The 26,748-nt window shown below is 47.3% G+C and carries 30 protein-coding genes and 1 tRNA gene; 2 read left to right on the top strand and 29 right to left on the bottom strand.

Translation table 11 applies throughout. The features are described 5' to 3' along the window. Positions 1-6 precede the first annotated feature (6 nt). The 27 genes from B2U90_RS06410 to cobU form a co-directional block, all read right to left on the bottom strand. Positions 7-1,173, bottom strand: a complete 1,167-nt coding sequence (locus tag B2U90_RS06410) for a nucleotide sugar dehydrogenase (protein ID WP_292017386.1) — start codon at positions 1,171-1,173, stop codon at positions 7-9. Positions 1,174-1,259: 86 nt separating this feature from the next. Continuing rightward, the gene (locus tag B2U90_RS06405; RefSeq protein ID WP_075581124.1) at positions 1,260-2,264 is read right to left on the bottom strand and encodes a glycosyltransferase family 8 protein; all 1,005 of its coding nucleotides are present in this window, start codon (positions 2,262-2,264) and stop codon (positions 1,260-1,262) included. Next, positions 2,265-3,329 (bottom strand): glycosyltransferase family 9 protein, encoded by a 1,065-nt coding sequence (locus B2U90_RS06400; protein ID WP_113855774.1) that lies wholly within the window; start codon positions 3,327-3,329, stop codon positions 2,265-2,267. 170 nt (positions 3,330-3,499) lie between these two features. Next, positions 3,500-4,720 (bottom strand): O-antigen ligase family protein, encoded by a 1,221-nt coding sequence (locus B2U90_RS06395; protein WP_292017385.1) that lies wholly within the window; start codon positions 4,718-4,720, stop codon positions 3,500-3,502. Positions 4,721-4,734: 14 nt separating this feature from the next. Next, complete coding sequence (locus B2U90_RS06390) at positions 4,735-5,667, bottom strand: glycosyltransferase family 8 protein (RefSeq protein WP_292017384.1); 933 nt, start codon at positions 5,665-5,667, stop codon at positions 4,735-4,737. Further along, complete coding sequence (locus tag B2U90_RS06385) at positions 5,664-6,431, bottom strand: glycosyltransferase family 2 protein (RefSeq protein WP_292017383.1); 768 nt, start codon at positions 6,429-6,431, stop codon at positions 5,664-5,666. Before B2U90_RS06385 ends, B2U90_RS06390 begins: the two co-directional genes overlap by 4 nt. A gap of 195 nt (positions 6,432-6,626) precedes the next feature. Continuing rightward, the gene (gene dapA, locus B2U90_RS06380; protein WP_059076017.1) at positions 6,627-7,508 is read right to left on the bottom strand and encodes a 4-hydroxy-tetrahydrodipicolinate synthase; all 882 of its coding nucleotides are present in this window, start codon (positions 7,506-7,508) and stop codon (positions 6,627-6,629) included. 25 nt (positions 7,509-7,533) lie between these two features. Then, a complete protein-coding gene (locus tag B2U90_RS06375) occupies positions 7,534-8,571 on the bottom strand; it encodes an aspartate-semialdehyde dehydrogenase (RefSeq protein ID WP_075581128.1) in 1,038 nt (345 codons plus the stop codon). A 36-nt stretch (positions 8,572-8,607) separates the two neighbouring features. Further along, positions 8,608-9,405 carry a 4-hydroxy-tetrahydrodipicolinate reductase gene (dapB, locus tag B2U90_RS06370; protein ID WP_075581129.1) on the bottom strand — a complete coding sequence of 266 codons (798 nt, stop codon included), beginning with the start codon at positions 9,403-9,405 and terminating at the stop codon, positions 8,608-8,610. 168 nt (positions 9,406-9,573) lie between these two features. Continuing rightward, positions 9,574-11,286, bottom strand: coding sequence for a DNA repair protein RecN (gene recN / locus B2U90_RS06365; protein WP_349678594.1), 1,713 nt, complete (start codon positions 11,284-11,286; stop codon positions 9,574-9,576). A gap of 3 nt (positions 11,287-11,289) precedes the next feature. After that, positions 11,290-11,745 (bottom strand): arginine repressor, encoded by a 456-nt coding sequence (gene argR / locus B2U90_RS06360; protein WP_059076013.1) that lies wholly within the window; start codon positions 11,743-11,745, stop codon positions 11,290-11,292. A gap of 2 nt (positions 11,746-11,747) precedes the next feature. Next, positions 11,748-12,332, bottom strand: a complete 585-nt coding sequence (locus B2U90_RS06355) for a tRNA (mnm(5)s(2)U34)-methyltransferase (protein ID WP_059076012.1) — start codon at positions 12,330-12,332, stop codon at positions 11,748-11,750. Continuing rightward, positions 12,325-13,197, bottom strand: a complete 873-nt coding sequence (locus B2U90_RS06350; protein ID WP_059076011.1) for an NAD(+)/NADH kinase — start codon at positions 13,195-13,197, stop codon at positions 12,325-12,327. The genes B2U90_RS06355 and B2U90_RS06350 overlap by 8 nt, the downstream gene beginning before the upstream one ends. An 8-nt stretch (positions 13,198-13,205) precedes the next feature. Next, positions 13,206-14,009, bottom strand: a complete 804-nt coding sequence (locus B2U90_RS06345) for a TlyA family RNA methyltransferase (protein WP_292017382.1) — start codon at positions 14,007-14,009, stop codon at positions 13,206-13,208. A gap of 12 nt (positions 14,010-14,021) precedes the next feature. Next, positions 14,022-14,906, bottom strand: a complete 885-nt coding sequence (locus B2U90_RS06340; RefSeq protein ID WP_292017381.1) for a polyprenyl synthetase family protein — start codon at positions 14,904-14,906, stop codon at positions 14,022-14,024. Then, the gene (gene xseB / locus B2U90_RS06335; RefSeq protein WP_059076008.1) at positions 14,903-15,154 is read right to left on the bottom strand and encodes an exodeoxyribonuclease VII small subunit; all 252 of its coding nucleotides are present in this window, start codon (positions 15,152-15,154) and stop codon (positions 14,903-14,905) included. Before xseB ends, B2U90_RS06340 begins: the two co-directional genes overlap by 4 nt. Next, complete coding sequence (gene xseA, locus B2U90_RS06330; RefSeq protein WP_292017380.1) at positions 15,120-16,346, bottom strand: exodeoxyribonuclease VII large subunit; 1,227 nt, start codon at positions 16,344-16,346, stop codon at positions 15,120-15,122. Before xseA ends, xseB begins: the two co-directional genes overlap by 35 nt. After that, the gene (locus B2U90_RS06325) at positions 16,343-17,296 is read right to left on the bottom strand and encodes a peptidase (protein ID WP_292017379.1); all 954 of its coding nucleotides are present in this window, start codon (positions 17,294-17,296) and stop codon (positions 16,343-16,345) included. Before B2U90_RS06325 ends, xseA begins: the two co-directional genes overlap by 4 nt. A 6-nt stretch (positions 17,297-17,302) precedes the next feature. Next, entirely contained in the window at positions 17,303-17,737 is a 435-nt protein-coding gene (gene nusB / locus B2U90_RS06320) for a transcription antitermination factor NusB (RefSeq protein WP_059076005.1), read from the bottom strand. A gap of 12 nt (positions 17,738-17,749) precedes the next feature. Beyond that, positions 17,750-18,055: an Asp23/Gls24 family envelope stress response protein gene (locus tag B2U90_RS06315; protein ID WP_292017378.1), complete on the bottom strand. Its 306-nt coding sequence runs from the start codon at positions 18,053-18,055 to the stop codon at positions 17,750-17,752. Further along, complete coding sequence (locus B2U90_RS06310; protein ID WP_292017377.1) at positions 18,052-18,423, bottom strand: Asp23/Gls24 family envelope stress response protein; 372 nt, start codon at positions 18,421-18,423, stop codon at positions 18,052-18,054. The genes B2U90_RS06315 and B2U90_RS06310 overlap by 4 nt, the downstream gene beginning before the upstream one ends. Positions 18,424-18,500: 77 nt before the next feature. Then, on the bottom strand, positions 18,501-19,058 hold the full coding sequence (gene efp / locus B2U90_RS06305; protein ID WP_059076002.1) for an elongation factor P: 558 nt from the start codon (positions 19,056-19,058) through the stop codon (positions 18,501-18,503). A 16-nt stretch (positions 19,059-19,074) separates the two neighbouring features. After that, positions 19,075-20,139 carry a M24 family metallopeptidase gene (locus tag B2U90_RS06300; RefSeq protein WP_059076001.1) on the bottom strand — a complete coding sequence of 355 codons (1,065 nt, stop codon included), beginning with the start codon at positions 20,137-20,139 and terminating at the stop codon, positions 19,075-19,077. 74 nt (positions 20,140-20,213) lie between these two features. Further along, entirely contained in the window at positions 20,214-20,939 is a 726-nt protein-coding gene (locus tag B2U90_RS06295) for a pseudouridine synthase (protein WP_059076000.1), read from the bottom strand. 9 nt (positions 20,940-20,948) lie between these two features. Continuing rightward, positions 20,949-21,614: a histidine phosphatase family protein gene (locus B2U90_RS06290; RefSeq protein WP_292017376.1), complete on the bottom strand. Its 666-nt coding sequence runs from the start codon at positions 21,612-21,614 to the stop codon at positions 20,949-20,951. Between the two features lie 70 nt (positions 21,615-21,684). Next, positions 21,685-22,416, bottom strand: coding sequence for an adenosylcobinamide-GDP ribazoletransferase (gene cobS / locus B2U90_RS06285; protein ID WP_292017375.1), 732 nt, complete (start codon positions 22,414-22,416; stop codon positions 21,685-21,687). Then, complete coding sequence (gene cobU, locus B2U90_RS06280) at positions 22,413-22,991, bottom strand: bifunctional adenosylcobinamide kinase/adenosylcobinamide-phosphate guanylyltransferase (protein ID WP_292017374.1); 579 nt, start codon at positions 22,989-22,991, stop codon at positions 22,413-22,415. The genes cobS and cobU overlap by 4 nt, the downstream gene beginning before the upstream one ends. 194 nt (positions 22,992-23,185) lie before the next feature. Here cobU and B2U90_RS06275 point away from each other — a divergent pair. Further along, a tRNA-Val gene (locus tag B2U90_RS06275) sits at positions 23,186-23,262 on the top strand. Positions 23,263-23,331: 69 nt separating this feature from the next. Beyond that, a complete protein-coding gene (locus tag B2U90_RS06270; protein ID WP_292017373.1) occupies positions 23,332-23,970 on the top strand; it encodes a YigZ family protein in 639 nt (212 codons plus the stop codon). A gap of 132 nt (positions 23,971-24,102) precedes the next feature. Here the strand turns inward: B2U90_RS06270 and B2U90_RS06265 are convergent, their stop codons facing one another. After that, positions 24,103-25,944 carry a DUF4127 family protein gene (locus B2U90_RS06265; RefSeq protein WP_292017372.1) on the bottom strand — a complete coding sequence of 614 codons (1,842 nt, stop codon included), beginning with the start codon at positions 25,942-25,944 and terminating at the stop codon, positions 24,103-24,105. A gap of 79 nt (positions 25,945-26,023) precedes the next feature. Continuing rightward, positions 26,024-26,689 carry a trimeric intracellular cation channel family protein gene (locus B2U90_RS06260; RefSeq protein ID WP_059075995.1) on the bottom strand — a complete coding sequence of 222 codons (666 nt, stop codon included), beginning with the start codon at positions 26,687-26,689 and terminating at the stop codon, positions 26,024-26,026. Between the last annotated feature and the right edge of the window lie 59 nt (positions 26,690-26,748).

Here is a 26,748-nt window from a genome sequence, read left to right as displayed (position 1 = left end):
ACTAAATTAATCCCTAGCAAATAAGTCCCTTGTATATACTTTATCTTTTACATCATCCAATTCATCCGACCAGCGGTTTGTAAGGATGATGTCACTTACCTTCTTGAATTCATTCAAATCGCGTATGACACGGGAATGGAAAAATTCGTTCTCTTTCAATGTCGGTTCATAGACGACAACCTCGATGCCTTTCGCCTTAATACGCTTCATGACCCCCTGGATGGCGGAAGCCCTAAAATTATCAGAATGACTCTTCATGGTCAGTCGATAGACGCCGACGATGCGGGGATTTTTTGCAATAATCATATCGGCAATATGGTCTTTCCGCGTCCTATTTGCCGCTACGATAGCAGAAATCAGATTCTGTGGTACATCCTGATAATTGGCCAGGAGCTGCTTTGTATCTTTTGGCAGGCAATACCCTCCATAACCAAAAGACGGATTATTATAAAAATCTCCGATGCGCGGATCGAGGCAGACTCCATCAATGATATCTTTCGTACTGAGTCCCCTCATTTCAGCATACGAATCGAGTTCATTGAAATAAGCCACACGTAATGCCAGATAGGTATTGGCAAAGAGCTTGATAGCTTCAGCTTCCGTGGAGCCAGTAAACAACATGGGTATATCCTTCTTTACTGCCCCTTCAGCCAGCAAATTGGCAAATACTTTAGCTCGCTCTGACCGTTCGCCTACGACGATACGGGATGGATGGAGATTGTCATACAGGGCCTTGCCTTCCCGCAAAAATTCCGGAGAAAACATGATATTATCCGTATGGTAAACTTCCTTGATGTGCTGCGTATATCCGACAGGAACTGTCGATTTAATGACCATGACCGCTTCCGGATTGATATCCAATACTTCTTCAATGACGGCTTCAACCGATGAAGTATCAAAGAAATTTTTATCCGGATCATAGTTGGTTGGCGTCGAAATAATGACAAAACTAGCTCCGGAAAAAGCCTCTTCAGGGCGTAGTGTCGCCTTGAAATGAATATCACTGCGCTGTAAAAACCGTGAAATATCATCATCGATGATAGGCGATATTCCCTGGTTCAACATATCTACTTTTTCAGGAACAATATCCAGTGCTACTACTTCATTATGCTGTGCCAAAAGCATACTATTGGAAAGCCCCACATATCCCGTCCCGGCAATCGCTATTTTCATTAGTCTCCCTGCTCTCTTCATTGCAACACCTTCAGTCGCATAATATTAAGCATATTATACAGTTTAAAAAACAATTGACATATTCACTATTGGATTCCAATTTTATAACGAATTCTTAGCCACGAATACCAGAACATTCCCTTGATATATCCCGATATATTACCACGAGCTTTCTGATACCTGCCCCATTGCTGGAAATCATGATAATTCTCAGGCTTTTTGACAGGCAATATATTAGTAATCGTTTTCCAAGGGGATAGTGCATTATATGTACGCCACTGAGCATCGAAATCCGTCAATACCATCTGCCATGGTTTCCGGCGCCCCGTCCAATGAATAATCACACTATTACCTTCATCATATGCACCACCATCGTATACATTATAGCAGGCAGGTAATTGATAATTTTTACCATCAAAAACGAGATTTAAAACATCCTGGCTTTGCCCTAAAAAACGTTCACGTGGTTCTTTCTGATATGAAAAAGCCTTTTCTGTTATAGAAGCATTTTCCCATGAATTTACGTCTATAAGCATAACACCATCATTAAAATACTTTTCACTTTTTAATTTTAAAAAATCAGCCCGATATTTAATTGCCGAAGCTCGTTCTGATACTGCCCCCATTGGCGCCCCATTCATATTTAATGAAGATAAAGCTCGGATAGATTTAATGCACATCGTATCTGCATCAAGATAAATATACCGCTTTACTTTTTTCTTTAATACTTTGGGCATATACAGGCGTGCATACGTAATTCTTGAAAAGCGAGAAACCTTAATATGAAAATCTTGAAATGGTTTCATGTTCAAAATATATATAATACATCTACATTTCCATTTTTGAGCTAAAATTTTAACCTTATTGCGATTTTCCTCATCACAACCATCAGTAAAAATATGGAATGTAAAATGCATCTCTTTATTGTTCTCTAAGACAGACACAATAGAAACACCCATAATATGTATATATTGATTATTAACATTATAACAAATATGGTAACTTGGCTGAGAGTTTTCCAAATAATTGTAATCGTATTGAGTAACGAGAAAATTTTCTTTATTGAAAAATTCATCGATAAAAGTTTTCACTCATACCATCTCCATTATACGAGATATTTCTTTTTGAACCATAGACACAGATACCGCTTCTACACAATCATTTTTTTTACATTTGCCTGGGCCAATACATATATGTTTTCCAGAACATGGCAGATTGGCACTGACAGCTCCCGTATATTTACCAGCTGCTCTGTATATTTCCGGAGTATTATGGGTAAAAATAGTAACAACGGGACAACCGGCTGCACCCGCAATATGAGAAGTTCCTGTATCTAAAGTCAGAACTAAATCAACATGGCGAAACAGAGCAATTAGCTCTGAAAAAGACGTTTTTCCTACAGCATCAATACATGAATCTTTATGAACCATACGAGTAATAACCTCAGATACTTTTTTAGAATGCTTCGGAACTCCTGTCATGATAATAACACTATTATATTTTTCTATTAACCAATCGGCAATAATAGAAAATCGATCTGCTGGCCAATCTTTAAATTCATCGGTTGTTGATACACAAAAAGCGATTTTTTTCTTGCCTATACCAGCTGGTTTTAATAATTCAATTGCTTTTTTTATATCGGAATCATCGGAAGGACAAAAAGCAGGGGGAATAAACTTTATTTCCGAGTCATTCATATATAAACGCATCAAATGTTGAAAACTTTCAGACATTCTATGTTCTCGATAATTCCAACCATCCGAGAATGATAAATCATAAGTATAAAACCATTTTTCCCAGCCAAGCTTCCAACCTAAAGCTTGCTCCATACTAATCCGGATGGGGATATGCGCAAACCATTTCATTAAGGTAACTCTTTCACGGGGATCTAGAGAAATCCCTATATCGAAATTATATTTACGAAGCATTTTACCCATACGGTATACATCCATATACCCACCTTTGCTTTGATAAGTATAGGGAATCACCTGATCTATTCCTTTAAAAAAAGAGACTACATAAGCTAAATTAGCTGTCGCCAAATATACAATTTCCGAATCTGGATATGCTTTTTTTAGTACAGGTATAACAGAAGAAGACATAATCATATCTCCTAAATGCATAATACCGTCAATAAATATTTTTTTATGTGTCATAACAACAGCCCCTCAGTATATCTCTTCAAGCAGTTAAACTCATTAAGATGATATTCTACTCCCAATTGTAGTAAACACCACATTTAAAATAATTTCATTTATGCAAAAATAAATAAGCAGAATAATAAATACCTCATCAAACATTTTATAGGAGATACATTGACAACGCATCAGGCATCATCATATAGACGTAAACTGCAACCTGTAACAAACCAAAGAGTTTTTACTGCTGCGGACATTCCCCATGTATAATCAAAAAAACCTACAATAATAAAACCAATCCAGGCACAAAATCCTATTAAGATATACGGGTAATTCCACCTCCTAAACATCCATAGTGAATAAACTATGAATGTCATTAAACCAATAAAACCCAAAAGGCCGCTGTCTACAGCCGTCTGGACATAGATATTATGGAAATGCCCGAGTCCCTGCGTATCCGCTGCAGTTCGATAGTTCTGGAGATAGACCTTTCCGCCTTGTAATATTCCATAACCGATAACAGGTTTATCCTGTACCATGACTGCCGCGCTCTTCCAAGCCTCAACACGGTCGCCATTTGATCGGTCTGTTGTTATATTCACTATGGAAACTGCACGTTGGTGCAATGGAGGAGTCATTACTATTACACCAGCAATACAAATAAGAATCGCCAGTAAGGCAAAACATTTTTTAGGGCTCCATTTCGCACCTTGATAGAGCACAAAAGGCATGACAGATAAAATTCCCACCCAGGAACTTCTCGTCCCACTGGCAATTGCCCCTAGGACAATACAGACAGAACAAAGTAACATCCAGTTTTTAGACAGGAAATATTTTCTCTGTGAAATCCATAAAATAATACTAGCTGGGAAAATGGTGGCAACTATGCTGGCATGGCGAAGCCAACCATCTCCAAGTCCTTGTGCCCGGGGCGCCTGTGTAATGAACCGTTCAGCAAGTGTTACAAGTCCATCAATAGCCATAAAAGCAATAAAGAAAAACAATGCCTTCTTGATAGCCTCGTTATCAATTTTCAAAAAGATTAACATGATTAATACAATGAACCGTAGCACAAAATAATCAATATATTTAAAAAATGAATATCCAGAATTTAAGCTAAAAATTGCTGATGGCAATATCATCAGTGCAAAAAATATATAAACTAAAAAATATCTTTTAATCTGTTTCGATAAAACCAAATGTTCACCAGAACGATATCTCCGATAAGTGTCAATAGTAAAAAATATGATAGCAAATGCATAAAACATATTTCCAACAGCAATAGTAAGACGCTGTACGCATATTGCCAATGTCAACATGATAAGGCATAAGTGGTTGAATTTTATTTTATTTATAGGGCCGACTACCTTCTTCATCCAAATTACAAATGCTAAATTATTTAATTCCATTAATCCTCACTCTTTCACCCTAATATATTTTGCCAAAGAGCCGCCCATTCCATGCGCAAATTCTGTCTCATAATGGACTTTCCTTGCATATCTGCACTTGGCTTTGGCATTGGACTATTTTTAAAAGAGGTCCAATGCAAATAATCATAATAGAGCTGATTAAAAGGTCCATTCAAAGAAAATTCCCAAGGTTTATATCTTCCAGCCCAGTGAAAAACAGCCGGACTCTTTATTGCCTCCAAAGCCTTTATTCTTAATGAGGTGCGACATAATACTTTTAAAGACATCATAAATACAGGTGGAATAACGTTCCATCTAAGTGGAATATTTTTCCAATTGTTCATAAACACTTTATTCAATCCATCTTGATCGTGATGACGAAAAGCATGCTTAGTTACATTATCAATAACTAAATTCCCATATTTTTTTTGCCGCCACTGATGCAAATCCATGACAAGAACCCCCGAATTAAAATAAGGGGTTCCTTCTGGCAATCCTAAAGACTCAAATTTTTGTTGTCTCATCCGTTTAGATTTCATAATACCAAAATCACAGGCTGCACCAAGTGGTTTTCCATCTAAGGATAGATTCCATAGCTTTTCCACATCATCCAGAACAACTAAATCTGTATCAAAATAAATAACTTTTGTGATCGTTTCCGGAAGCACTTGATCAATAGTAAGCCGCAAATATGCAGCTTTACTAATATGATCACTCGTAAAGCCTTTAATATCATCACTATTTACAGAGATAAACTGTACTCCTCCCTTTAAATCATGAACAGTCTGTACAATTCTATTTTGATTTTCCGGGAAAATATTATCGCTCAAAATATAAAAACAGATTTTTTCTGGATGTGCTGCATTTTTTAAAATTGATGCACAGGCTACCGCCAAATGTTGTGCATAATTATCATCTGATGCAAATACAATAGAAATTCTATTCATTTTTTCTTTCCTTTATTTTGCATTTGTAATTCGTATAATTTGACGTATTTCAGCATAGTATAAAATCCATGTTGTACACATGAAATAATCCCCATCCAGCCATCTAAAAAAGCACATTTGATAAGTAAAGCACGCAAAGTCCCTAAACTTGCATGTAAAAAAGCAGTTCCCAAAGTCACTCTCTTTCCTTGTTTATACTTTTCTTCAGCCCAAATGGTTGTATAATAATCGGCCTTCATTAACCATTGATGCCAACTATTATATGTATAATGTTCAATATTTCCCTGTAAAGTTTTTCTACTTAACGAGCATTCGGGATGTTCATGTACTTTACTTATCCATTTTACCTTAGTACGTGGAAACATTCGATATACAGTATCCGGTGCAAAAATACCATGATGAAAATGGTATCCATTAAATACCATATTTCTCTTTATTCCGAATTGTGCCCCCATATCACTATCCTCCAGGACCTGATGGATAGCGGCAATGAGGTCATTGTTAAGCCGTTCATCTGCATCAAGATAGAGAACCCAGTCCGCTGTTGTCTGTTCCAGTGCAAAATTGCGCTGTGCGGCAAAATCGTCATCCCAGGCACGGAAGGCGACATGTGCTCCTTCTGCTTTAGCAAGTTCTACCGTACGGTCCGTACTGCCTGAATCAATGACGACCACCTCGTCTGTACACTTTTTAGCATTGCGGACGACATCGACAATATTTATTTCTTCGTTTTTAGTCAGGATTAATATAGCTAATGAATTCACAATGAATTCCTTTCTGCAACATGTATAAACGGGCATATAATCACATAATATTGTACCATATTGCGCTCTTAAAGTCATGGCCTGACAGAAAAAAGAGAGACTGCCATGGATGTACTGATCCCCAATCGTTAGATGTTAGGTCTAACAATTGGTGGTCAGCTCAAGAGACAGTCTCTCTTTCATTTGTATGGAAGTTTACATTTTACCAATGTCTTTCAACAGTTGTTCGCATTTTGCCCGTACTTCCGGTGTGGCATCGACGAGGGGCAGGCGGAACGGACCGGCCGGATAGCCGAGCATGTTCATCATCGTCTTGATGGGAACGGGGCTTACGGTGCAGAAAATTCCTTTCATGAACGGCAGGTATTTCTGATGCAGTTTTGCTGCTTTCTGGACATCACCATCTTTATGGGCCTGAATCATTTCATCCATTTCCTTGCCGATGACATGGGCGGCGACGGATACGACGCCTTCGCCGCCGACAGCAACGATAGGCAGTGTCAGGTTGTCATCGCCACTATAGAGATGGAACCCTTCCGGTGCATTGGCTGCTACATACCCGGCATAATCAAGGTCACCGCTGGCATCTTTCAGGCCAATGATATTGGGGAAATCGTGGGCTAGTTTGCACACTGTCGGCGGTTCGATTTTGCCACCCGTACGGCCAGGTACGTTGTAGATGAAAATAGGCAGCTTCGTCGCTTTAGCAATGGCCGCAAAATGGGCATAACAGCCTTCCTGATTTGGCTTGTTATAATATGGTACGATACAGAGAATGGCATCAACGCCCGTTTCTTCTGCTTTTTTAGCAAGAGCAATAGACTGGGCCGTATTATTCGTTCCTACATTGCCCATGACCAGTGTCTTATCTTTCAGGGCATCAGCCGTCATTTTGAAGAGTTTCAGTTTTTCGTCTTCTGTCATGACGGCCCCTTCGCCAGTTGTCGCAGCTACGAGGATACCGGCGCCTTCATCAGCATATTTTTTTGCCAGATTGACAAAGGCTTCATAATTGACAGAACCATCTTCATGAAATGGCGTAATCATCGCCGTTATAATATTAGGAAAAGTTAACATATACATTCATCTCCTAGTTAGTCAGTTACTTAATCATATCATGGGCCAGCATGTATTCGGCAATTTGTAAGGCATTGAGTGCGGCCCCTTTACGGATCTGGTCACCGGAAACCCAGAGATTGATTGCTTTCGGATTGTACAGGTCTTTGCGGATACGACCGACATAGCAGTCATATTTTTCCGACGTATAGAGAGGCATGGGATATTCCATTTCCGCCGGATTATCCTGTACCTGTGCACCGGGGAAAGCGTCGATGGCTTTACGCACGGCTTCTACATCCAGTTCGTCTGCCGTTTCGACCATGATGGATTCGGCATGGCTGCGGAATACAGGCACGCGGACAGTCGTCGCCGTAATGGCAATGCTGTCATCGTGGAGCATCTTATGGGTTTCGTTGACCATTTTCATTTCTTCTTTGGTGTAATCGTTGTCCATGAATTTGTCAATCTGCGGAATCAGATTGAATGCGATAGGATAGTGCTTGGGAAGGCTCTTGCTCGGCAGAATCTTCGGCTGCATTTCTTCCCCTTTAAGATATGCTTCCGTTTCTTCTTTGAGTTCATCAATACCTTCCTTGCCAGCTCCGGATACAGCCTGATAGGTGCTGACCACGATTTTTTTAATCGGCGAAAGGTCATGGATTGGTTTCAATGCCATGAGCATGATGATCGTCGAGCAGTTCGGGTTGGCAATAATGTTTTTATGCCAGGCAATGTCTTCCGGATTGACTTCCGGCACGACAAGAGGTACTTCGGGATCCATACGGAAGGTGCTGGAGTTGTCAATAACGACACATCCCCGTTTTGCCGCTTCCGGTCCCAGTTCTTTACTAATGGAACCACCAGCAAACAAGCCGATATCAACACCGTCAAAAGATTCCGGCCTGGCTTCTTCTATCGTATATTCCTGACCATTTACGGTCATTTTTTTACCTGCTGAACGGTACGAAGCCAGCAATTTCAGCTGACTGTATGGAAAGTTCCGTTCTTCAATGAGACGGATAAATTCCTGTCCTACGGCACCTGTGGCACCCAAAATAGCTACTACCGGTTTCTTTGTCATTCTGAATTCCCCCTATTATGCCGGTTCCCGCATGTTTTATAAGAAATTTTCCAGACCGAATGTCAGGCCCGGATGAGAACCGACTTTCTTTACAGCCAGGATAACGCCCGGCATAAACGATTTGCGGTCGATTGAGTCATGACGGATGGTCAGATATTCACCATATCCGCCAAAGAGTACCTGCTGATGAGCCACATATCCGGGCAGGCGTACGCTGTGGATGGGAATGCCATCTACTTTAGTACCACGGGCACCTTCAAGGCTTTCATGGGTCTTGTCCGGAGCCGGTTCGATACCAGCTTCTTTGCGGGCTGCGGCAATCATATTGGCCGTCATGATAGATGTGCCAGATGGTGCATCCAGTTTATTGTTATGGTGCATTTCAATGATTTCTACGTCAGGCAGATATTTGGCTACTTCCGTAGAAATCTTCATCATGAGAACGGCGCCGAGACCAAAATTAGGGGCAATAAAAATGCATGTCCCTTCAGCCAGGGCCATTTTTCCCAGTTCATCCCGCTGTTCAGCCGTAAGACCGGTCGTTCCGACAACCATATTAACACCATGTTCAATGACCGTTTTAGCATTATCAAATATAGCCCGCGGCGATGTAAAATCAACGACAACATCGGGCTTTACGTCATCAATCGTCTTTCCCAGATTGTCACGGACAGGCATATGCAGCGTGCCAATGCCAGCAATCTCACCCAGGTCTTCCCCGATATGTGTAATGCTGACACCGCCTGCCAGTTCCAGATCTTTATCTTCATACACGGCTTTTACTACCTGGCTACCCATGCGGCCATCTGCACCGTTTACGAGTACCTTCAGCATACTATCACACTCCCTACTGCAGTTCCGGCAAGAAATTGTTTACTCCCTCACCCTGCTAATATATAAAAATAATATACCTTATATTCTTCTTAGTCAAGGCAAACGCCTGTATACATAACATCTTATTTATACGTAAGTCATCCCATTTACTATAGTATGATCCTATATCTAAAAGGGCTGCTTTTTACAATCCGATATGTTTCCCCGTACCTGACAGATGAGCTGCCGGGCCGCCGTGATACTGGCAGGACTCGTATCGTCACCGGCAAACATGCGGGCGATTTCCCGGATATGGTCTTCTTCACTCAGTTTCCGTACCTGGGTAACGGTCCGCCCATCTTTTTCTTTTTTGTAGATGAAGTAATGGTGGTCTGCACTGGCCGCCGTCTGTGGCAGATGAGTAATACAGAGTACCTGCCCCCGGCGGCTGAGTTTATGTATTTCTGCTGCTACCTGAAGGCCCGTCTGGCCGCTGATCCCGACGTCGATTTCATCGAAAATCATCGTCCGTCCTTCGACAGAATCAGGGCCATTGGCTTTTAATGCCAGAGCAATACGGGATACTTCCCCACCAGAGGCAATTTTGGCCAGCGGCTGCATGGCTTCTCCTTTATTGGCAGAAAAATACAGCTCAATTGCGGCTGCCCCTTCCGCTGTAATATCCTGCATAGGTTCCAGATGAAAGGCAATACGGCTGTTGATGAGGCCCAGGCGGAACAAGGTGTCTTCCATTTTCTTCCGGAACACCTTGTCTGCTGCCGTACGAAGTTCCATGAGTTCTCCTGCTTTCTGACGGAGAGCACGGCTTTCCTGCTGTATCTGCTTTTCCAGTTCAGCCAGCGTACTTTCCGACTGGTCCAGACGGCTGAAATCGGCTTTGGCTTTTTTCAGGAATTCCATGATGTCGGATATAGTAAACCCATACTTGCGTTTCAATTTTTCAATAGAAGCCAGACGGGACTGCATCCGGTCCAGTGCATTTTCATCAAAGGTGAAACTATCGGCATAACGGACTACACTATCATGGATATCTTCCAGTTCATACGAAAGTGTTTCGACACGCGCAGCCAGTCCGGCAAAGGACGGTTCATACGCAGAAGCCTTTTCCAGACTCCGGTGGACTTCATCGAGTTGTTCTGTCATACCTTTCTGCCGCTCTCCGCCCTCAAAGGCATAGAGAGCCGTCCGGAGAGTTTCCTTGATATGCTCCGAATGCGAGGCTTTGTTGATAGCTTCTTCCAGCTCTTCATCTTCCTTTTCCTTGAGCTGGGTCCCTTCGATTTCCTTAATCTGGAAATCGAGGATACTCAGGAGACGTGCTTTTTCCCCCTCGTCTTTCTGCAGCTTCTGCGCTTCCCGGCACAAATCGCGCCAGTTTGAATACATATTGTCATATTCCCGGCGCACTTTTTTCAATTCCGGTGTCAAAGAATCGAGAATCGTCACATGATAGGCCGGATCAAAAATGAGCTGATTGTCAAACTGGCCGTGGATATCGAGGAGAAAAGCCGAAATCGCCCGTACGACACTGGTAGGCGCCAGTGTGCCATTGACCAGGATAGACCCGCGGCCGCTTTTGTGGAATTTACGGGAAATAATGAGCTGCCCGTCTTCCCATTCAATATGATTCGCCTCTAACACCTTACCCAGGGCACCTGTTTTATCTAAAAAAAAGAACGCACCCTCGACGAGGAATGCGTCTGTCCCCTGGCGGACAAAGGACGCAGAAGCCCGTTTGCCACAGAGCATGCCGATGGCATCGAGAAGAATAGACTTCCCGGCCCCTGTCTCCCCTGTCAGGATGGTCACACCATCGGCAAAACTGATGTGCAGGTCTTCAATCAAGGCGAAATTATGGATATGCAGTGATTGGAGCATCATCCATCATTCCTTCATAAGCGTCACGATGACTTTCGTAATCTTGGGAACGCTTTCTGTACTATTGGTTATAATCAATATGGTATCGTCGCCAGCAATCGTGCCGATGACATTTTCCCACTTTGCCAGGTCAATGGCTGCTGCTACCATATTAGCCGAACCCGGCATGGTATGGATGACAATCTGGTTCAGTGCCGAATCGACACGGACGATAGAATCCTGAAACAGGCGGGCCATGCGGTTTTTGGACATGAGCATGTTCTGTTCCTGGCTCAGGGCATAGCGGTAATGGCCGTCACTGGTCGGAACCTTGATGAGCATCAGCTCTTTGATATCCCGGGATACCGTGGCCTGCGTTACTTCAATGCCTTCTTCCTGAAGGGCTTTGGCCAGTTCCTCCTGTGTTTCAATCGGACGGGACTGCACAATTTCTTTTATCTTCGTATAACGGAATCTCTTCATAATTACCCTCTTTTCTGTACAATATATAGTTGCGGTGGACAATGTATCTGGTTCAGCGGCTGCCACATAGAGACATCATAGTCTTTCTGGGGCACCGTCTGCAAATAGGCGCGGACGGCATTTGCTTCTACGGCTCCCGCATCAGTTCCGGGATACGCTGCTAACATAATTATCCCATTTTTCGCAATTTTATGCAAGCCTATTTTTATAGCTTTTACAGTTATTTCACTGGTCGTATGAAGAGAATGGTCACCAGAAGGCAGATAGCCTAAATTAAACACAATCAGATCCACTACACCTGGTATCTGTTCCAGGAGCTGGTCATGCGATCCCTGCAGCAAATGTACCCGGTCTGAAAAAAGCCGTTCATCACAGAGACGCTTCCGTGTCGACGCAATGGCCTTATCCTGGATGTCAAATGCATATAGAGATGCATCCTGGGCCATACGGGCTGCCAGAAACGCCGTATCGTGCCCGTTGCCACAGGTCATATCGACGAGTACTCTGGCTCGTGGTATAAACGGATCCAGCAACATATGCGACACATTGACAGCGTTTTTTAACAGATACTCTTCCATTTCAATCATTTCCCATCATTTTTGTAAACAGATTTTTATAAAAATAGTTTTTGCTGAATCGCACCATCTTCAGCGTTTTATCCGATTCGTAAATCTGCAGGGTCATATGCCTGGTGAATTCCTGGTCCATCATGCCATCGACGGATATGCGGATGCCGTTGCGGCTATTGGCAACAGACAGGGAAATCCGGTCCTCATGATGCAGCACCAGCGGTACTTTGAGGAGCAGATGCGGGCATATAGGCGTCACCATGAGACAGCGTACTTCCGGCGATACGATAGGGCCGCCGGCTGAAAATGTATACCCCGTCGATCCCGTCGGTGTCGATACGATGAGTCCGTCACCGGGGAACTGCTGTACGAAATGGTCGTTGATGCTCATATCGACGCGGATGAGCTTTCCTACATTGCCATGGCCGATGACGATATCGTTGAGGGCATCGGGCAATACCTGGACCGTCCCGTCTTCATAATCCAGTTCGGAATGGAGCATCATCCGTTCTTCCAGAAAATAATGTCCTTCCAGTATGTCATGGAAGCGCTGTTCCAGATTCCGCGTTTCTACTTCATAGAGAAACCCCAGCGACCCCAGATTGACACCACAGATAGGGATTCCCCTGTCTGCAAATTGATTGGCCAGTTTGAGAATCGTGCCATCGCCGCCCAGCACCATAGCGATGTCAATATTATCAAAGAGGGTCATACGGGGGCGCAAGTGGCCGGCATCGATATGATGATAAAAATCCTGTGTACTCTGTGCTACATAAGCCGGCAGAAAATAGGGCAGTTCATGATGTTCACATAATCCGATGAGTTTGCGCACCACATGGGTGCTCTCTTTTTTGACCAGATTCGGAAAAATACCGATGCGCATAGTATCACCTACATTTCATGAGACTGGCGGACGACATCATCAATGATGTCGTCAGTAATATCATCGTGGCATGGTTCGTCCTTACGGCTGTATAACAAGTATTCAATATTACCGTCGGCACCCTTGATAGGAGAAAAGGTCAGCATGAGCGGCGATATGCCAAAACCGGCAATGCCACTGATGACCTGGCGGAGCACCGCGCGATGCACGGTGACGTCGCGGACGATTCCACCTTTTCCGACATTCTCCCGTCCGGCTTCAAACTGCGGTTTGATCAGTGTAACCATGCTGCCGCCCATACGCAGCAGCTGAGAAGCCGCCGGCATGATTTTAAGCAGGGAAATGAATGATACATCGACAGAAATAAAATCGACGGGAGCTCCGATATCGGCAACGGTCACATTGCGGATATTGGTCCGTTCCATATTGATGACCCGGTCATCGGTACGCAGCTTCCACGCCAGCTGGCCATAGCCCACATCGACGGCGTAGACGCGGGCAGCGCCATTCTGGAGAGCACAATCGGTAAAACCGCCTGTCGAGGCACCGATATCCATCATCGTCACGCCGGCAAGGTCAATCGGGAACACAGCCATGGCTTTTTCCAATTTCAATCCGCCCCGGCCGACATAGGGGATGGGATTTCCTTTGACCACTATGTCTACATCGGGAGACAGTTTGGTCCCGGCCTTATCCAGACGCTGACCATCGACGAATACCAGGCCGGCCATTATGGTCGCTTTCGCTTTTTCTCTGCTTTCCGACAAGCCCCGTTCTACGAGCAGGACATCCAGTCGTTCCTTATGCTGCATGCTCCCGCCTCCTCAGCTGACCCGTGTCAGCATATACGTTACCAGATCGCGCAGGAACCAGGCGCCATCCCCCAGCGGCTGTATGGCTCCGACGGCTTTGGCAGCAGCCTGTTCTGCCATGCGCCGGGCTTCCGGCAGAGAGAAAATCGTAACATACGTTGCCTTATTGTTTCTGACATCACTGCCGACCGGCTTGCCCAGTGTTTTTTCATCACCTGTGAAATCCAGTATATCATCGGTAATCTGGAATGTCAGTCCCATATGAAGGGCATAGGCATCGAAAATGCGCCGTTGTTCTTCCGTCGCGTCACCCAGAATGGCCGCCAGATCAATGGCGGCTTCAAAAATAACGCCCGTTTTCATCCGGTGCAGAAGCTGCAGTCCTTTAAGGCCAATAGACTTATTTCCTTCGCTTTCCAGGTCAAAGGCCTGACCGCCGACCATCCCGGCCGGTCCGGCTGCTCTGGCAAAGACAGCGATGCACTGGCGCAGCTTATCTGCATCAAGCCGGGTCTGGCGTGCCATGAGTTCAAAGGCAAAAGTCAGAAGCCCGTCCCCGGCCAGAGTTGCCAGGCCCGCCCCATATACGACGTGATTCGTCGGTTTGCCCCGTCGCAGGTCGTCATTATCCATGCAGGGCAGGTCGTCGTGGATTAGAGAATACGTATGGACGCATTCGAGAGCACAGGCCACATCGAGATACTCTGCCGGATTCTTTCCCAATGCTTCCAGCGTCGCCAGGAATAAAACGGGACGCAGCCGTTTGCCCCCGGCAAGGAGGCTGTAATTCATGGATTCATATAAACGGGAAAACTGGGGTACATCCGTCTGAAGCAGTGTTGCCAGACGCTGATCGACCATTTGTTTTTTATCCTGTAAATACTCCTGTATCGTCATAAATCGAGCGTTCCCTCCTCTGTCAGCGTATCTGTATCCGGCCCTTTCTGCATATCTGCCAGGACTTGGGCCCGCTGCCGGGCATATTCCAGCGCGCTTTCGCAGGACTGGGATACTTTGATAGCTTTTTCAAACAAGTCCAGTGACTGGGCCAGCGTCAGATCCGGTGATTCCAAATCCTGCACCAGTTTTTCCAGTGTCGCATAATTCGATTCAAAGTTTTTTAGTTTTGCGTTTGTCGCTGCCATGGATTGTTACCTCTTTTATTTCCGTTAAAATTGTTCCTTCCAGGAGTTGTATCGTCAAGAGCTGATTCTGCTCAAGTGAGCGGATATCCTTGAGGACATGACCGCCCTGCTCCAGCTGCCCATACCCTTTTCGTACCAGAAGGGCCGGATTCATAGCGCTGAGCGATGCTTTCAGAGCCTGCAGGCGCCCCGCTTCCCGTGTCAGTTTCAGGTCCAGATGCTGCCGGGCCAGACGGACCAGCTGGGATACAGATTCATCCTTCATAGAAAGGAATGCATCATAGCGGCGGGTCTGCAGCGCTGCTACGGTCCGCCCCAATTCCCGTTCCAGACGATCGAGGCGCAGAATGACAGACTGATACGCCTGGTCTGCCATAGCTGCCAAGTCCATCTGGATTTCTTCAAAGTCGGGAAATGCCAGTTCGGCCGCATGGGTCGGTGTCGCAGCCCGCACATCCGCAGCGTAGTCGGCCAGTGTCGTATCGGTCTCATGACCGATAGCCGTAATGACCGGTACCTGAGCGTCATAGATGGCCTGTACGACCTGCGGGCTATTAAAGCACCACAAGTCTTCCATGGAACCGCCGCCGCGGGCCAGAATGAGCACGTCGAGGTTCCGATCCTTACCGGCCTTTTCCAGAGTCCTGGCAATGACCGTTTCGGCACCTGCCCCCTGCACGGGAACAGGAAACAAGCGAATCTCCACGTAGGGATTGCGTTCAGCTGCTATTTTATGGATATCGTGCAGGACGGCCCCCGTCGCCGACGTAAGGACACCGACAGTCCAGGGAAACCGGGGGATATTTTTTTTGTGCTCTGGTGCAAAATATCCTTTCTCATATAACTCTTTCTTGATCTTTTCATATTGTTGTTGCAACGTACCTACGCCACGGGCAAAGAGTTTTTCAATAATAAAGGACACAGTGCCGCCTTTTTCATAGACATTGATAGACCCTATAACTACGACCTGGTCCCCTTCACGCACGCCATCCATAGAATGGCCTACGCGACTGCGGAACAAAATGGCCCGGATAGAACACGTTTCGTCATGGAGATTCATATAATAATGGCCGTTCGACGCCCGCTTCAGGCCGATGATACTGCCTTCCATGGCAATGTTCTGCAGGCGGTAATCGCTCTGCAGATCATCTTTAATGCGCCGTACGACCTCTGTTACCGATGCATATTTCATAAATGGCCCCTCTCCTTCCAAAGTGACCAGAATGCGGCACCAGAGGCATTGTCGGCGCTGTATCCGTCGGGGGCCAGGATGACCTGGACATGGTGCCGGCCGGCATAACGCAGCAGCTGGCTGCGGAGGAATCCATTGCTCATGACGCCGCCTACGGCAACCAGTTTATCCATGCCACCGGCAAGTCCTGCATCGAGCAGTTCCTGAAGGCCGTTCCAAACGGTCTTCAGCGTCCAGCAGCTCATGGCACAGCTATCGGCCGTGCCACCGGCTATCTGGCGCTGGGCTTGCGATTCCGGGCCGGAATAGCTGATTTCCCCATCGCGGCAAAAGACGCGGCTCCCTTTGATGTCCATATCTCCCTTCCGGGCCATGGCATCGAGATGCACGCCTGCGGGGAAAGGAAATCCCAGGGCGACACCAACGCGGTCGATAAACTGTCCGGCACTGATGTCGCTCGTTCCGCCAATGCGGGAAATGGACAGTCCCTCCTCATCGGCAACGGCATGCAGAAGGTCCGTCGTCCCGCCAGATAAATGAAGGCCCGTAAACGGATCCGCCGGTACCGTTCCCAATGGTCTCAGGGCTGCCAGGAGGTGATTTTCCTGATGACTGATGCAGTATAACGGCACCTGAAGCATAGCTGACAGACTGCGTGCACAGCCCCATCCGGCCAGAAATGCCGGCATATAGCTGTCTTCTCTGCGCCGTGGCTGATGAGTCACCCCGATGGCCCCGATCCGCCTGCCTTTCAGTGCCGGACGGAGCCGTTCCATAAGTTCCGGCAAATTCCGCGTATGCTGATAGACCATTTGAGACTGGGAGATTCCGCGGCCACCGCTGGGTACAGTCAGGATACGCCGTTCATCCTGTACGACACGGCCATCTTCTCCGAGAAGGCATACCGATGTAGTGTAGCAGCTTGTGTCGATTCCCAGATAGAGATTCATATCCTCTTACTTCCTTTGACGCACGTACGTCCCTAAAATGCCATTGACGAACCGGGACGACTTATGGCCACTGAATTCTTTGGCCAGCTCAATGGCTTCGTTGAGGATGACCGCATCGGCCATATCCACATCTTTCGGGTACAGCAGTTCACATAACGCCATACGCATGACGTTCTTATCCGCCCGGTTCATCTGGGATACATCCCACCCTTTTGCCAGAGACTGGATAATCTGGTCAAATTCATTCATATGCTCGGTCGTCGTCGTAACCAGGTAATCACAATAATTTTCTTCATCCTGTACGACCGGCGTATCTTCATCATCTGTTCCATTTACAGAATTCAGGATTTCATCTTCTTGATACTGAATGTCATCTTTTCCATGGAATTCTCTGGAAAATAATATTTCTAACGCCTTCTGGCGTGCTCTATGTCTGCTCACGCGGACCTCCTATCAGGACTGTTCCTTCAATACAACATCATCGACTGTCACATGGACTTCCAGAGTCTGCGGGTCTGCCATTTCCTGCAGCGCTGCCGCCACATGCTCCTGGACAGTCCTGGCCAGTACACACAAATTATCGCCGTAGTATCCATAGACGTGGATATCAGCAATCAGCGTTCCTTCCTGCTGGTGCACATTCACATTTCGGCCTTTGGCAGGAATCAGGTCAGAAAATTCTTGCAGTGCCAATGACACGACCTGGACATATACGGAATCGTTGACGAAAAATTCAATGTCTTTTGTTTCGCCAGTCATTGCCCTGCCTCCTTATCTTCCGGGAAGACGATACCTGCAACCAGAATATGGACGGCGTCGACCTGGCAGCCCGTATCGCGTTCTACCGCATCTTTGACCGCTTTTTGCACCTTGAGGGCTATATCGGGGATACGGTATCCGCTTTCCACGATCAGCCGCAGTGTGATTTCTGCCACATTGCCGCTGATACGGGTTACGGCTCCCTGGGACAGACTGCCCCTCCCAAGGCGGCGGGCCGCCGATTCAGCCAGCGTCGCATCCAGGGCATGGACGTGGGGCACGAGGGCCGCCGTCCTGGCAGCAATGGATGAGATAGCTTTATCATTGATATGAATACTGCCCAGGTCATTTTGATTCGTCGTTTCCATACGCGTCACCTGACTACAAAAAAGAGGCTGGCGCAAGAAGCCTTTCACTTCTCACGACAGCCCCTTGCCATGACAACTTATGCTCTGCCGATATAGTTCCCTGTACGGGTATCGATCTGGAGAACTTCGCCTTCGTTGATGAAGAGAGGTACTTTGACGACATAGCCGGTTTCAAGGGTAGCCGGTTTGCTGCCACCTGTAGCTGTATCACCACGCAGGCCCGGATCTGTCTGGATGACCTTCAGTTCGACGGCAGCCGGAAGATCAATACCAATGACTTTTCCTTTGAACATCATGACAGAAACGTTCATTTCTTCTTTCAGGAAATTAACAGCATCACCGAGGCTATCTTTATTCAGTTCAAGCTGTTCGTATGTTTCATTATCCATGAAACAGTACATGCCTTCGTTTTCATAAAGGTACTGCATCTGACGGCGGTCTACATGGCCTTCCTGTACTTTTTCACCGGCATTCCACGTACGTTCAACGACAGAACCGGTTTCCAGGTTTTTGATTTTAGCACGGACAAAAGCAGCGCCCTTGCCGGGTTTTACATGCTGGAATTCAACAACCTGCCATACCTGGCCATCAATTTCAATCGTTACACCTGGTCTGAAATCATTACTTGTAATCATCTGTTAACTCCTCCTACTATAACTCCATCAAATCTTTTGGCGTTTTGGTTAAGATTTCACAGCCATTGGCTGTCACGGCAACGGAATCTTCGATGCGGACCCCGTATTTGCCTTCTATGTACAGCCCCGGTTCTACCGTGACTATCATATTTTCTTTCAGGACACCCGTACTGCGCGGTGACAAGACCGGTTCTTCATGAATTTCCAGCCCTGTCCCATGCCCCAGGGAGTGGGTGAAATACTGTGATACATGACGGGCAGCAAAATAATTGCGGACGATGAAATCGACATCTTTCCGGCTGACACCGGCCCGGACAGCGGCAACGCCTTCTTTCTGTGCTTCCAGGATCATATTGTAGAAATCACGCTGTTCCCGGCTTGCGTTACCGACAACGACGGTCCTCGTAATATCGGAATGATACCCTTCCCAGACTGCTCCAAAGTCGAAAGTGACAAAATCTCCTTTTTCGATGACCTTGGGACTAGCCGTGCCATGGGGCATAGACGAGCGGACACCGGATGCGACTATGGTCGTAAACGATTTTTCTTCTGACCCGGAAAGGAGCATATTGCTTTCCAGCCGGGCTGCCAGTTCTTTTTCTGTCACTCCCGGTTTGATGTACGGCAGAAGATCGGCAAACGCCTGATCGGCAATGGCACTGGCTTTCCGCGTAGCCGTCAGTTCGAACGGTTCCTTGACAGCGCGCAGGACGTTGAGGTTATACCCCTCAAAACCACATTCTGTCTGGTCTGCAATCTGTTCAAACATCATATGAGTCAGGAAATTGCTTTCATATACAACAGCCTGGGCACCGCCTTCGCGCAAGCTCCGGGCTATGCATTCTGCCAGCCGGCCCTGATGGTTGCCAATGGTATACCAGGTACCAGACTGACCAGCAGCCTGTTCCGTATAACGCGAGTCAGTCCAGAGAACGGCTGTCGCGCCAGTCACGACAAGTGCTCCCTCCCCGCCGGTAAAGCCGCTGAAGTAGCGAAGATTTTCTGGCTGCATAATAATGACGCCGTCTGCCACGTGTTCACGGAGGAACTGGCGCAGCCGGTCTATTCTTTCTCCAATCATGCTATCACCTGATTTTTTCAGTCTACACCTTATCATATCATATAACAGAGACGTTGAAAAGGAAAAATTCTCACTCAATCCGTTCCGGACGATGCGAATACAGCTTCCCGCTCTGTTTCCGTTAGAGGACGCCATGCACCGGGCGTCAATGCCCTGTCGAGAATGACTTTACCGATGCGCATACGATGCAATGCTTCTACTGTAAGTCCTACAGCAGCACACATACGTTTGACCTGATGAAATTTTCCCTCCTGCACAGTGATGGTCAACTCCTGTTCTCCCGACCGGACCGCTTTTGCCGGCAGACAGACTAATCCATCGTCCAGGACCAGTCCTGCGGCGAAGCGTTCCCCTATATCTTCAGGGATACATCCGGCTACGCGGGCTATATATACTTTAGGAACATGCTTTTTGGGAGATGTGATGCGATGAGCCCACTGTCCATCATTGGTAAGAAGCAGCAGCCCCGTCGTGTCTTTGTCCAGACGCCCGACGGGAAACAGGCCGGCACCAGAAAACTGCTGGGGCAGCAGGTCGATGACCGTCTGTGCACGGGGATCTTCTGTCGCCGACAGGACACCTTCTGGCTTATAGAGCATGAGATAGTAAAATTCTTCGTAAGATACAGCCTGTCCCTTGACCGTTACCGCATCACGGCCCGGCTGGACCTTCTGGCTGCTGTCTCTGCAGGACATACCATTTACGGCTACGGCGCCAGACCGGCACAGTTCCTTTATTTCTTTTCTGGTTCCCCATCCCGTATGGCCCAGTAATTTATCAAGACGTATCGTATTTGCCATGACCTTCTCCTACATGACATTATGCTGCCGCCCATACCATTGTGGTTCATACCCTTTCATCCCTTCCAGATGCTGGGTACAATTCATGAGAGTCATGACACTGCGGCTGCCATAATATTCAATAATCGTAAAAGCCGTATTATACTGCTGAAAACACCAGAGCTTGCGGAAATCCAGTTCCAGCAGGCCAAACAACAAACAGCGGATAGCTGCACCATGTGAGACAATCATAACGGAATCCCCGTCTGCATGGTTACTAAGTAACTCTTTCGTCTTGGCCGTAATACGGTCCCGCACTTCGAGGAACGATTCACCGCCCCGGGCCCGCATTTTACCTTCAGATGCATAAAAAGCTTCAATTTCTCCCGGCCATTGTTTGGTGATTTCATCATAGGTATGGCGTTCCCATACACCAAAACTGATTTCCCTCAGTTCCGGATATTGCTGTACCGGCAGCTGGTGTGGCTCTGCAATGATTTGGGCTGTCGTATAAGCCCGCGACAGCGTGCTGGTATAGATGGCATCAAAATGAATATCCTTCATAAAGCGGCTCAGGCGCCGGGCCTGTTCTATCCCTGTGGCATTGAGCGGTACGTCTGATGCGCCCTGGAACCACTGTTGGGAATTACCATCGGTTTCACCATGACGAACGAGATAAAGCTTGATCATGTACATTCGGTCCTTTCCTGTAATCTATGATGAATCCTTTCCTGCTGATAGAAGCGGGAGATTCTGGAGAAAATGGTTAATATATAGCGGCACAGAGGCCAAGTAACAACAATTCGCTGCTTTCGGTAACGGCGCCATACGTATCTCCCGTGACGCCGCCGAGATGCTGCACGATGTAGGTATTGAGTATCAGGCTGGCCGCTATAGCTGTCCCTAAGAGAGTCAGGTACAAAAAACCTCCCATGAGAACTGGCGGCAGAGCTGCCAGAAATCCCAAAGCCAGGGTACGCGGCGGTGCATAGGCGGCAAAGGCCTTTCCCAACCCCTCCGGACGGGCATAGGGGAATTCCAGCACGCTCACGAGCGTGCCATAGCGTGCTGCCACTGGGATACCGAGGAGGGCCGCATAGACTGCCGGTCCTTCAATGTTTGCCAGAAAGCAAATTTTCAGCAATGCCAGAAAAAAGAAAGCCATGACGCCATTGGATCCGACCCGGCTGTCTTTCAGGATTTCCAGCATCCGTTCCCGGCTGCGTCCGGAAAACAGGCCATCAGCCGTGTCCATGAATCCGTCGGCGTGAAGGCCTCCCGTAATCAGGAACCAGGCAATAATGACACACACAGCCCGGTAGAACCCGGTCAGGGCCAGACCTGCAGCAAACCAGCACAGGCACAGGAACAGGCCGATACAGCCTCCCACCAGCGGAAAGCATCGCAGTGACGCGCCAAAGGCCTCATTCGTCCAGGTCAGATGCCGGGCCAACTGTATCCGCGTCAGGAACTGGAGGGCAATGAGAAAACTCGTCATGGCCGTTCCTCCCGCAATGGAAGATGGACCTGCCGGCTTTTAATTTCCATAGTAATGCCACATACACTCAGATACACCTCATCTGCTTCCGCAGCGGTATGCTGATTCAGGAAACCGATGAGATCACGGTACTGGCGGCTCACTTTTGCCATGGGGACGATGCCCGATCCCAGTTCATTGGTAACAACGACGAAGACACCATCCCTGCTCTGACGCACGGCTCGCAGCACCCCGTCCCATTCGTTCTCTGCTTCTTTCAGGATATGGGAGAAAGCATCTCCGTCACGCTGCAGCAGGAAATTAGAAAAATACAGGGTCAGACAATCAAGCAGGATGTTATCAGTCTGCTGTAAAATATGGTCAATCTGATTTCCCAGTCCAGACGGTACTTCAAAGGTCTGCCACGACGCCGGACGACGGCTGCGGTGACGGGCCACCCGGTCTGCCATTTCATCATCCAGGACCCGGGCCGTTGCAATATACCCATGCCGTCCGGGACACGCCTCCAGATATTGCTCGGCAAACTGACTCTTGCCACTGCGGGCGCCTCCTGTAACCAATACAATGCGGGCCATTTTTCCTCCCCCTTTCCAGCACGATAGACATATTATACTACTGATAGGATACCTCTGCCAACACGTTTTCTCACTGCCATAGCCGCAGGATTTGCCGTGTACAGACTGTAAGTATCCTTGAAAAAAAAAATTTATTTTTTCTTCAAATATACTTGACAATACGTGTGAAATTGAGTATACTAAACAAGTCGCATGGGGGTATAGCTCAGTTGGTTAGAGCGTCACGTTGACATCGTGAAGGTCGTTGATTCGAATTCAACTATTCCCACCAATGAAACTAAGGCCGCCGGATTCCGGCGGCTTTTTTATACACATTTATAATTTGCGAGGAAATTCGATTATGACCAGTCCGCATATTACGTCCGTTTATGGCAGTGCCGAAACAGAATATACCATAAAAAAATCCCGTTTTCTCATCCATCTCAGAGAAGTGACCTGCGAAGAGGAAGCATCTGCTTTCATCGAAGCCCGGCGCAAGGAATTCTGGGATGCCCGGCACAATTGTTATGCTTATCAGATTGGTCCTGACGGCGCCATCCAGAAATCCAATGACGACGGAGAACCGTCGGGAACAGCTGGCCGCCCGATGCTGGAAGTACTGAAAAAAAACAGCATCACCAACACCGTTGTTGTCGTCACCCGCTATTTCGGCGGCATCAAGCTCGGTGCCAGCGGCCTCATACGGGCTTACAGCCATTGTGTAACCCTCGGTCTGGAAGCAGCGGAAATTGCCGACTATCTCCCTTATCAGGTCGTAAACGTTTCCTTCCCCTATTCCTTTGTGAGCGTCATAGAACGTCTGGTCCCATCGTATGCCGTGCGCATCGCAGACCGTTCCTTTGCCTCTGACGTCACATTTACTCTGGAAATTCCGGAAGAGCAGGCCGGTCCGGCAATCCAGGCCATTACAAATGCGACTAATGGCAACGCTATCTGCAAGACCGAAAAAACGAAAGTCATCCCCATCGTACGAACTTAACAAAGCCAGCAAAAAGCCCATAGATATGTACACCTTTCATCGTACACATCCATGGGCTTTTTGCTGGTTCATATTGTCCCTTCTGCACCCGTTTTTCCAAAAACTACAATCTGTAAACTACCTTCTTCTGTCCTAGTCTTTGGGAACCCAGGTCCGGTTTTTCTGGGCCTGTTCTTCTTCCCGGGCCAGCTGTTGAGATTGCAACTCTGCTTCGTACTGTTCCCGCGCAGCCTGTTCAGCCTGTTCCAGTTCTTCTTTTACTTTCGGATCTATCTTGGCATTTTTATCTTTAACCGTTTTCTGTTTTTCTGCTTCCAAAGCCTTGCGGGCTGCTTCCTGCTGGGCCGCCAGACGGTCCAGTTCTTTCTGGCGCAGTCCCTGCCGGACATCACTTTCCAGACTTACATCCGGCTGAGAATGAACATCGACGTAGACTTCAAACAGCCGGTTCCACGGGAATGTGACATTGACAGTACGGGGATCGATGCCCAGATATGTCTGGGCATACCGCTGGAGCTGTTCTTTCGTACGGCTCTGCATTTCGCTCATCACCGTCGGATAATACTTCTGCTCTGTATTGGCCTCTACCTTCTGCTGTATCCGGTAAATATAATCCCGGACATTGGCCTGATACGCCCAGTTGTCCAGATACTGGGTCGTCAGCATGCGCTGATGGGCATCGGGAGACATATACCGGGCCAGAATCCCCTGAGATATACCATATCCGACAGAATTGCTGGCTGTATTCCATCCATTATATGCCGCCAGCTGATACATCATCTTATCCTTATATAAACCATATATCAGCGTATTATCTGACCCGTTGGAAAAGGCCATATCGACGAGGCTGACTGGTATATTCTGGGCCATAGCCTTTTCTATCTGTGTGAGGAATGTCCGCGTCGAGTCCAGCATGATGGGGAAATTTTCAAAATTCCCCGATTCACGCGTCGATGTCGTAAGAGGCGTATTGACGGCCAGCAGCAGGTCCGGCTTTTCCTTGTCCGTTATCGTACCGCCGATAGCTTCAATATGTTCGGCAATCGTCTTCCCTATAGCTTGTCCGTCGTAACTCGGCACAGTCTTTTCTCCCCCGCCGAGAGGATAGATGACCGTTACTTTAGGATGATAATTATTAAAATCATTATTAGCCCGCGTAATGAGCAGCAACCCCAGCTGATCAGCTCCCGGGAACGACCCGAAACTGGTCTTCGGGATATCGGCTCCTGCTTGTTCAAGATATTTCGATTCCAGTGACGACTGGGTACGGACAGAATTATCATCATGACCGAGACTGTAATAGGTAAAGATGCCTTTTCGAGCATCACTAATGAGGCGATAGTTGATGGCCATATTCTTCTTACGGCGGCTGAACCAGTCCTGCAGATATTCGGCCGGGACGCGGCGCATGATGCTGAACCAGTCATTCCGTTCCTGCGGAGTCAATCCTTCTTCATCCATCTTTGCCTGGAGTGATGCCAGCTCATAAATGTCACTGCCGGATTTGAGATAGTAATCCGGTTCGACGCCCTTGCCACCGGCCCAGGGACTGCGCATGACTGTACTGAAAGCATAAATCGGCACTTTGCCAAACTTGCTGTGCAGGTTTTCTACCTTTTCCAGACGGGCCAGCAGAGTATCCATAGAAAGGTTATGTTTGCGCGAATCGACAAGTCCCCCATAGACCAGGGAATCCACCGACAGTACCATAGCATCGGCTTTGCCGGCATTTTCTTCTACCCATTCCATAAGCTTATCGGGAGAACCCTGGAAATTAGACCCCGATAAATACCGGTCTGGCGGAGTTATCACCGTATATCCGGCATCTTCTGCCGTACTGACCGTATAGGCAAAGTCAACGGGACGGTTGTCCTGCGGCACGTATAAAATCGTTTTGGCCAACGCTGCCGGGCCTGAACACAAACACAAAGATACGACGACAGCTCCTAAGACCTTACGAAAACCATTCAACACTATCACCTCTGACATACACAGAAATAGAAAAAATTATCAGTTTATTATACCAGATTTACCATCTGCCATGCAAATGCTTTCAAAAACGCTGTCCTCTCTTGCGCCGCTTGACTCTTGGCAGATTCCAGTGATAGCGGATGGCCAGGAGGCGGACGCCAACGGTCACAGCAAAACAAATAATGGATGCCACATCAGCTGCCTGGCCCAGGGGGATATACAGGACATAGAGGACGACGGCACCGATAAACGAAGCCGTAGCATAGACATCCTGAATCAGCGTTGCCGGGATGCGGCCTGCCAGAACATCACGGATGATACCACCACCGACAGCCGTAATCAGCCCCAGAGAAATGCACAAAACCCAATAATGGGGAAACATATAACAGCCCAGCAATGTCCCCGTGACAGTAAACGAACCGAGTCCAATGGCATCACAGAAAAGGTACAGGTTGATAGATGCATGCATGAGGCGGTGACGGCGGTGCGTATCCATATAGCGCAGGAAAAAGATAGTTACTCCCATAGTCGCAATGATCAGCCAGAAATACATACTATTCTGGAAAAAAGCCGGGGGAATGCGTCCCAGTATGAGGTCACGTACGATTCCGCCACCGACAGCAGTCGCTGCGGCCAGTACGAAAATACCAAATATGTCCATGCGCCGCAAAACGGCAACCAGTGCACCCGACAGGGCAAAGGCCACGGTCCCCAGAATATCGAAAAGCTGCCACCAGAGTGATTGCATTATATTCCACCATCCTGTACAATAAAATCAGTGTATCTGATAGTAACCTACCATGAATG

It is taken from the genome of Megasphaera sp. UBA4233 (assembly GCF_002395615.1).
Lineage (GTDB): Bacteria > Bacillota > Negativicutes > Veillonellales > Megasphaeraceae > Megasphaera > Megasphaera hexanoica.
Note: the sequence above shows the minus strand (reverse complement) of the source record. Positions and strands in the feature narration are given on the sequence as shown.

What these genes read in the sequence shown, in the direction of transcription:
- B2U90_RS06410 (WP_292017386.1), bottom strand. Translation starts at nt 1,173, where the DNA reads ATGAAAATAGCGATTGCCGGGACGGGATATGTGGGGCTTTCCAATAGT.
- dapB (WP_075581129.1), bottom strand. Translation starts at nt 9,405, where the DNA reads ATGCTGAAGGTACTCGTAAACGGTGCAGATGGCCGCATGGGTAGCCAG.
- cobS (WP_292017375.1), bottom strand. Translation starts at nt 22,416, where the DNA reads ATGACGAGTTTTCTCATTGCCCTCCAGTTCCTGACGCGGATACAGTTG.
- B2U90_RS06270 (WP_292017373.1), top strand. Translation starts at nt 23,332, where the DNA reads ATGACCAGTCCGCATATTACGTCCGTTTATGGCAGTGCCGAAACAGAA.
- B2U90_RS06375 (WP_075581128.1), bottom strand. Translation starts at nt 8,571, where the DNA reads ATGACAAAGAAACCGGTAGTAGCTATTTTGGGTGCCACAGGTGCCGTA.
- xseB (WP_059076008.1), bottom strand. Translation starts at nt 15,154, where the DNA reads ATGGCAGCGACAAACGCAAAACTAAAAAACTTTGAATCGAATTATGCG.
- B2U90_RS06290 (WP_292017376.1), bottom strand. Translation starts at nt 21,614, where the DNA reads ATGTACATGATCAAGCTTTATCTCGTTCGTCATGGTGAAACCGATGGT.
- B2U90_RS06345 (WP_292017382.1), bottom strand. Translation starts at nt 14,009, where the DNA reads ATGCAGCATAAGGAACGACTGGATGTCCTGCTCGTAGAACGGGGCTTG.
- efp (WP_059076002.1), bottom strand. Translation starts at nt 19,058, where the DNA reads ATGATTACAAGTAATGATTTCAGACCAGGTGTAACGATTGAAATTGAT.
- B2U90_RS06340 (WP_292017381.1), bottom strand. Translation starts at nt 14,906, where the DNA reads ATGACGATACAGGAGTATTTACAGGATAAAAAACAAATGGTCGATCAG.
- B2U90_RS06300 (WP_059076001.1), bottom strand. Translation starts at nt 20,139, where the DNA reads ATGATTGGAGAAAGAATAGACCGGCTGCGCCAGTTCCTCCGTGAACAC.
- B2U90_RS06260 (WP_059075995.1), bottom strand. Translation starts at nt 26,689, where the DNA reads ATGCAATCACTCTGGTGGCAGCTTTTCGATATTCTGGGGACCGTGGCC.
- B2U90_RS06395 (WP_292017385.1), bottom strand. Translation starts at nt 4,720, where the DNA reads ATGGAATTAAATAATTTAGCATTTGTAATTTGGATGAAGAAGGTAGTC.
- B2U90_RS06390 (WP_292017384.1), bottom strand. Translation starts at nt 5,667, where the DNA reads ATGAATAGAATTTCTATTGTATTTGCATCAGATGATAATTATGCACAA.
- argR (WP_059076013.1), bottom strand. Translation starts at nt 11,745, where the DNA reads ATGAAGAGATTCCGTTATACGAAGATAAAAGAAATTGTGCAGTCCCGT.
- B2U90_RS06355 (WP_059076012.1), bottom strand. Translation starts at nt 12,332, where the DNA reads ATGATTGAAATGGAAGAGTATCTGTTAAAAAACGCTGTCAATGTGTCG.
- B2U90_RS06350 (WP_059076011.1), bottom strand. Translation starts at nt 13,197, where the DNA reads ATGCGCATCGGTATTTTTCCGAATCTGGTCAAAAAAGAGAGCACCCAT.
- B2U90_RS06325 (WP_292017379.1), bottom strand. Translation starts at nt 17,296, where the DNA reads ATGAATCTCTATCTGGGAATCGACACAAGCTGCTACACTACATCGGTA.
- dapA (WP_059076017.1), bottom strand. Translation starts at nt 7,508, where the DNA reads ATGTTAACTTTTCCTAATATTATAACGGCGATGATTACGCCATTTCAT.
- B2U90_RS06400 (WP_113855774.1), bottom strand. Translation starts at nt 3,329, where the DNA reads ATGACACATAAAAAAATATTTATTGACGGTATTATGCATTTAGGAGAT.
- recN (WP_349678594.1), bottom strand. Translation starts at nt 11,286, where the DNA reads ATGATGCTCCAATCACTGCATATCCATAATTTCGCCTTGATTGAAGAC.
- B2U90_RS06295 (WP_059076000.1), bottom strand. Translation starts at nt 20,939, where the DNA reads ATGGCAAATACGATACGTCTTGATAAATTACTGGGCCATACGGGATGG.
- xseA (WP_292017380.1), bottom strand. Translation starts at nt 16,346, where the DNA reads ATGAAATATGCATCGGTAACAGAGGTCGTACGGCGCATTAAAGATGAT.
- cobU (WP_292017374.1), bottom strand. Translation starts at nt 22,991, where the DNA reads ATGGCCCGCATTGTATTGGTTACAGGAGGCGCCCGCAGTGGCAAGAGT.
- B2U90_RS06315 (WP_292017378.1), bottom strand. Translation starts at nt 18,055, where the DNA reads ATGACTGGCGAAACAAAAGACATTGAATTTTTCGTCAACGATTCCGTA.
- B2U90_RS06310 (WP_292017377.1), bottom strand. Translation starts at nt 18,423, where the DNA reads ATGGAAACGACGAATCAAAATGACCTGGGCAGTATTCATATCAATGAT.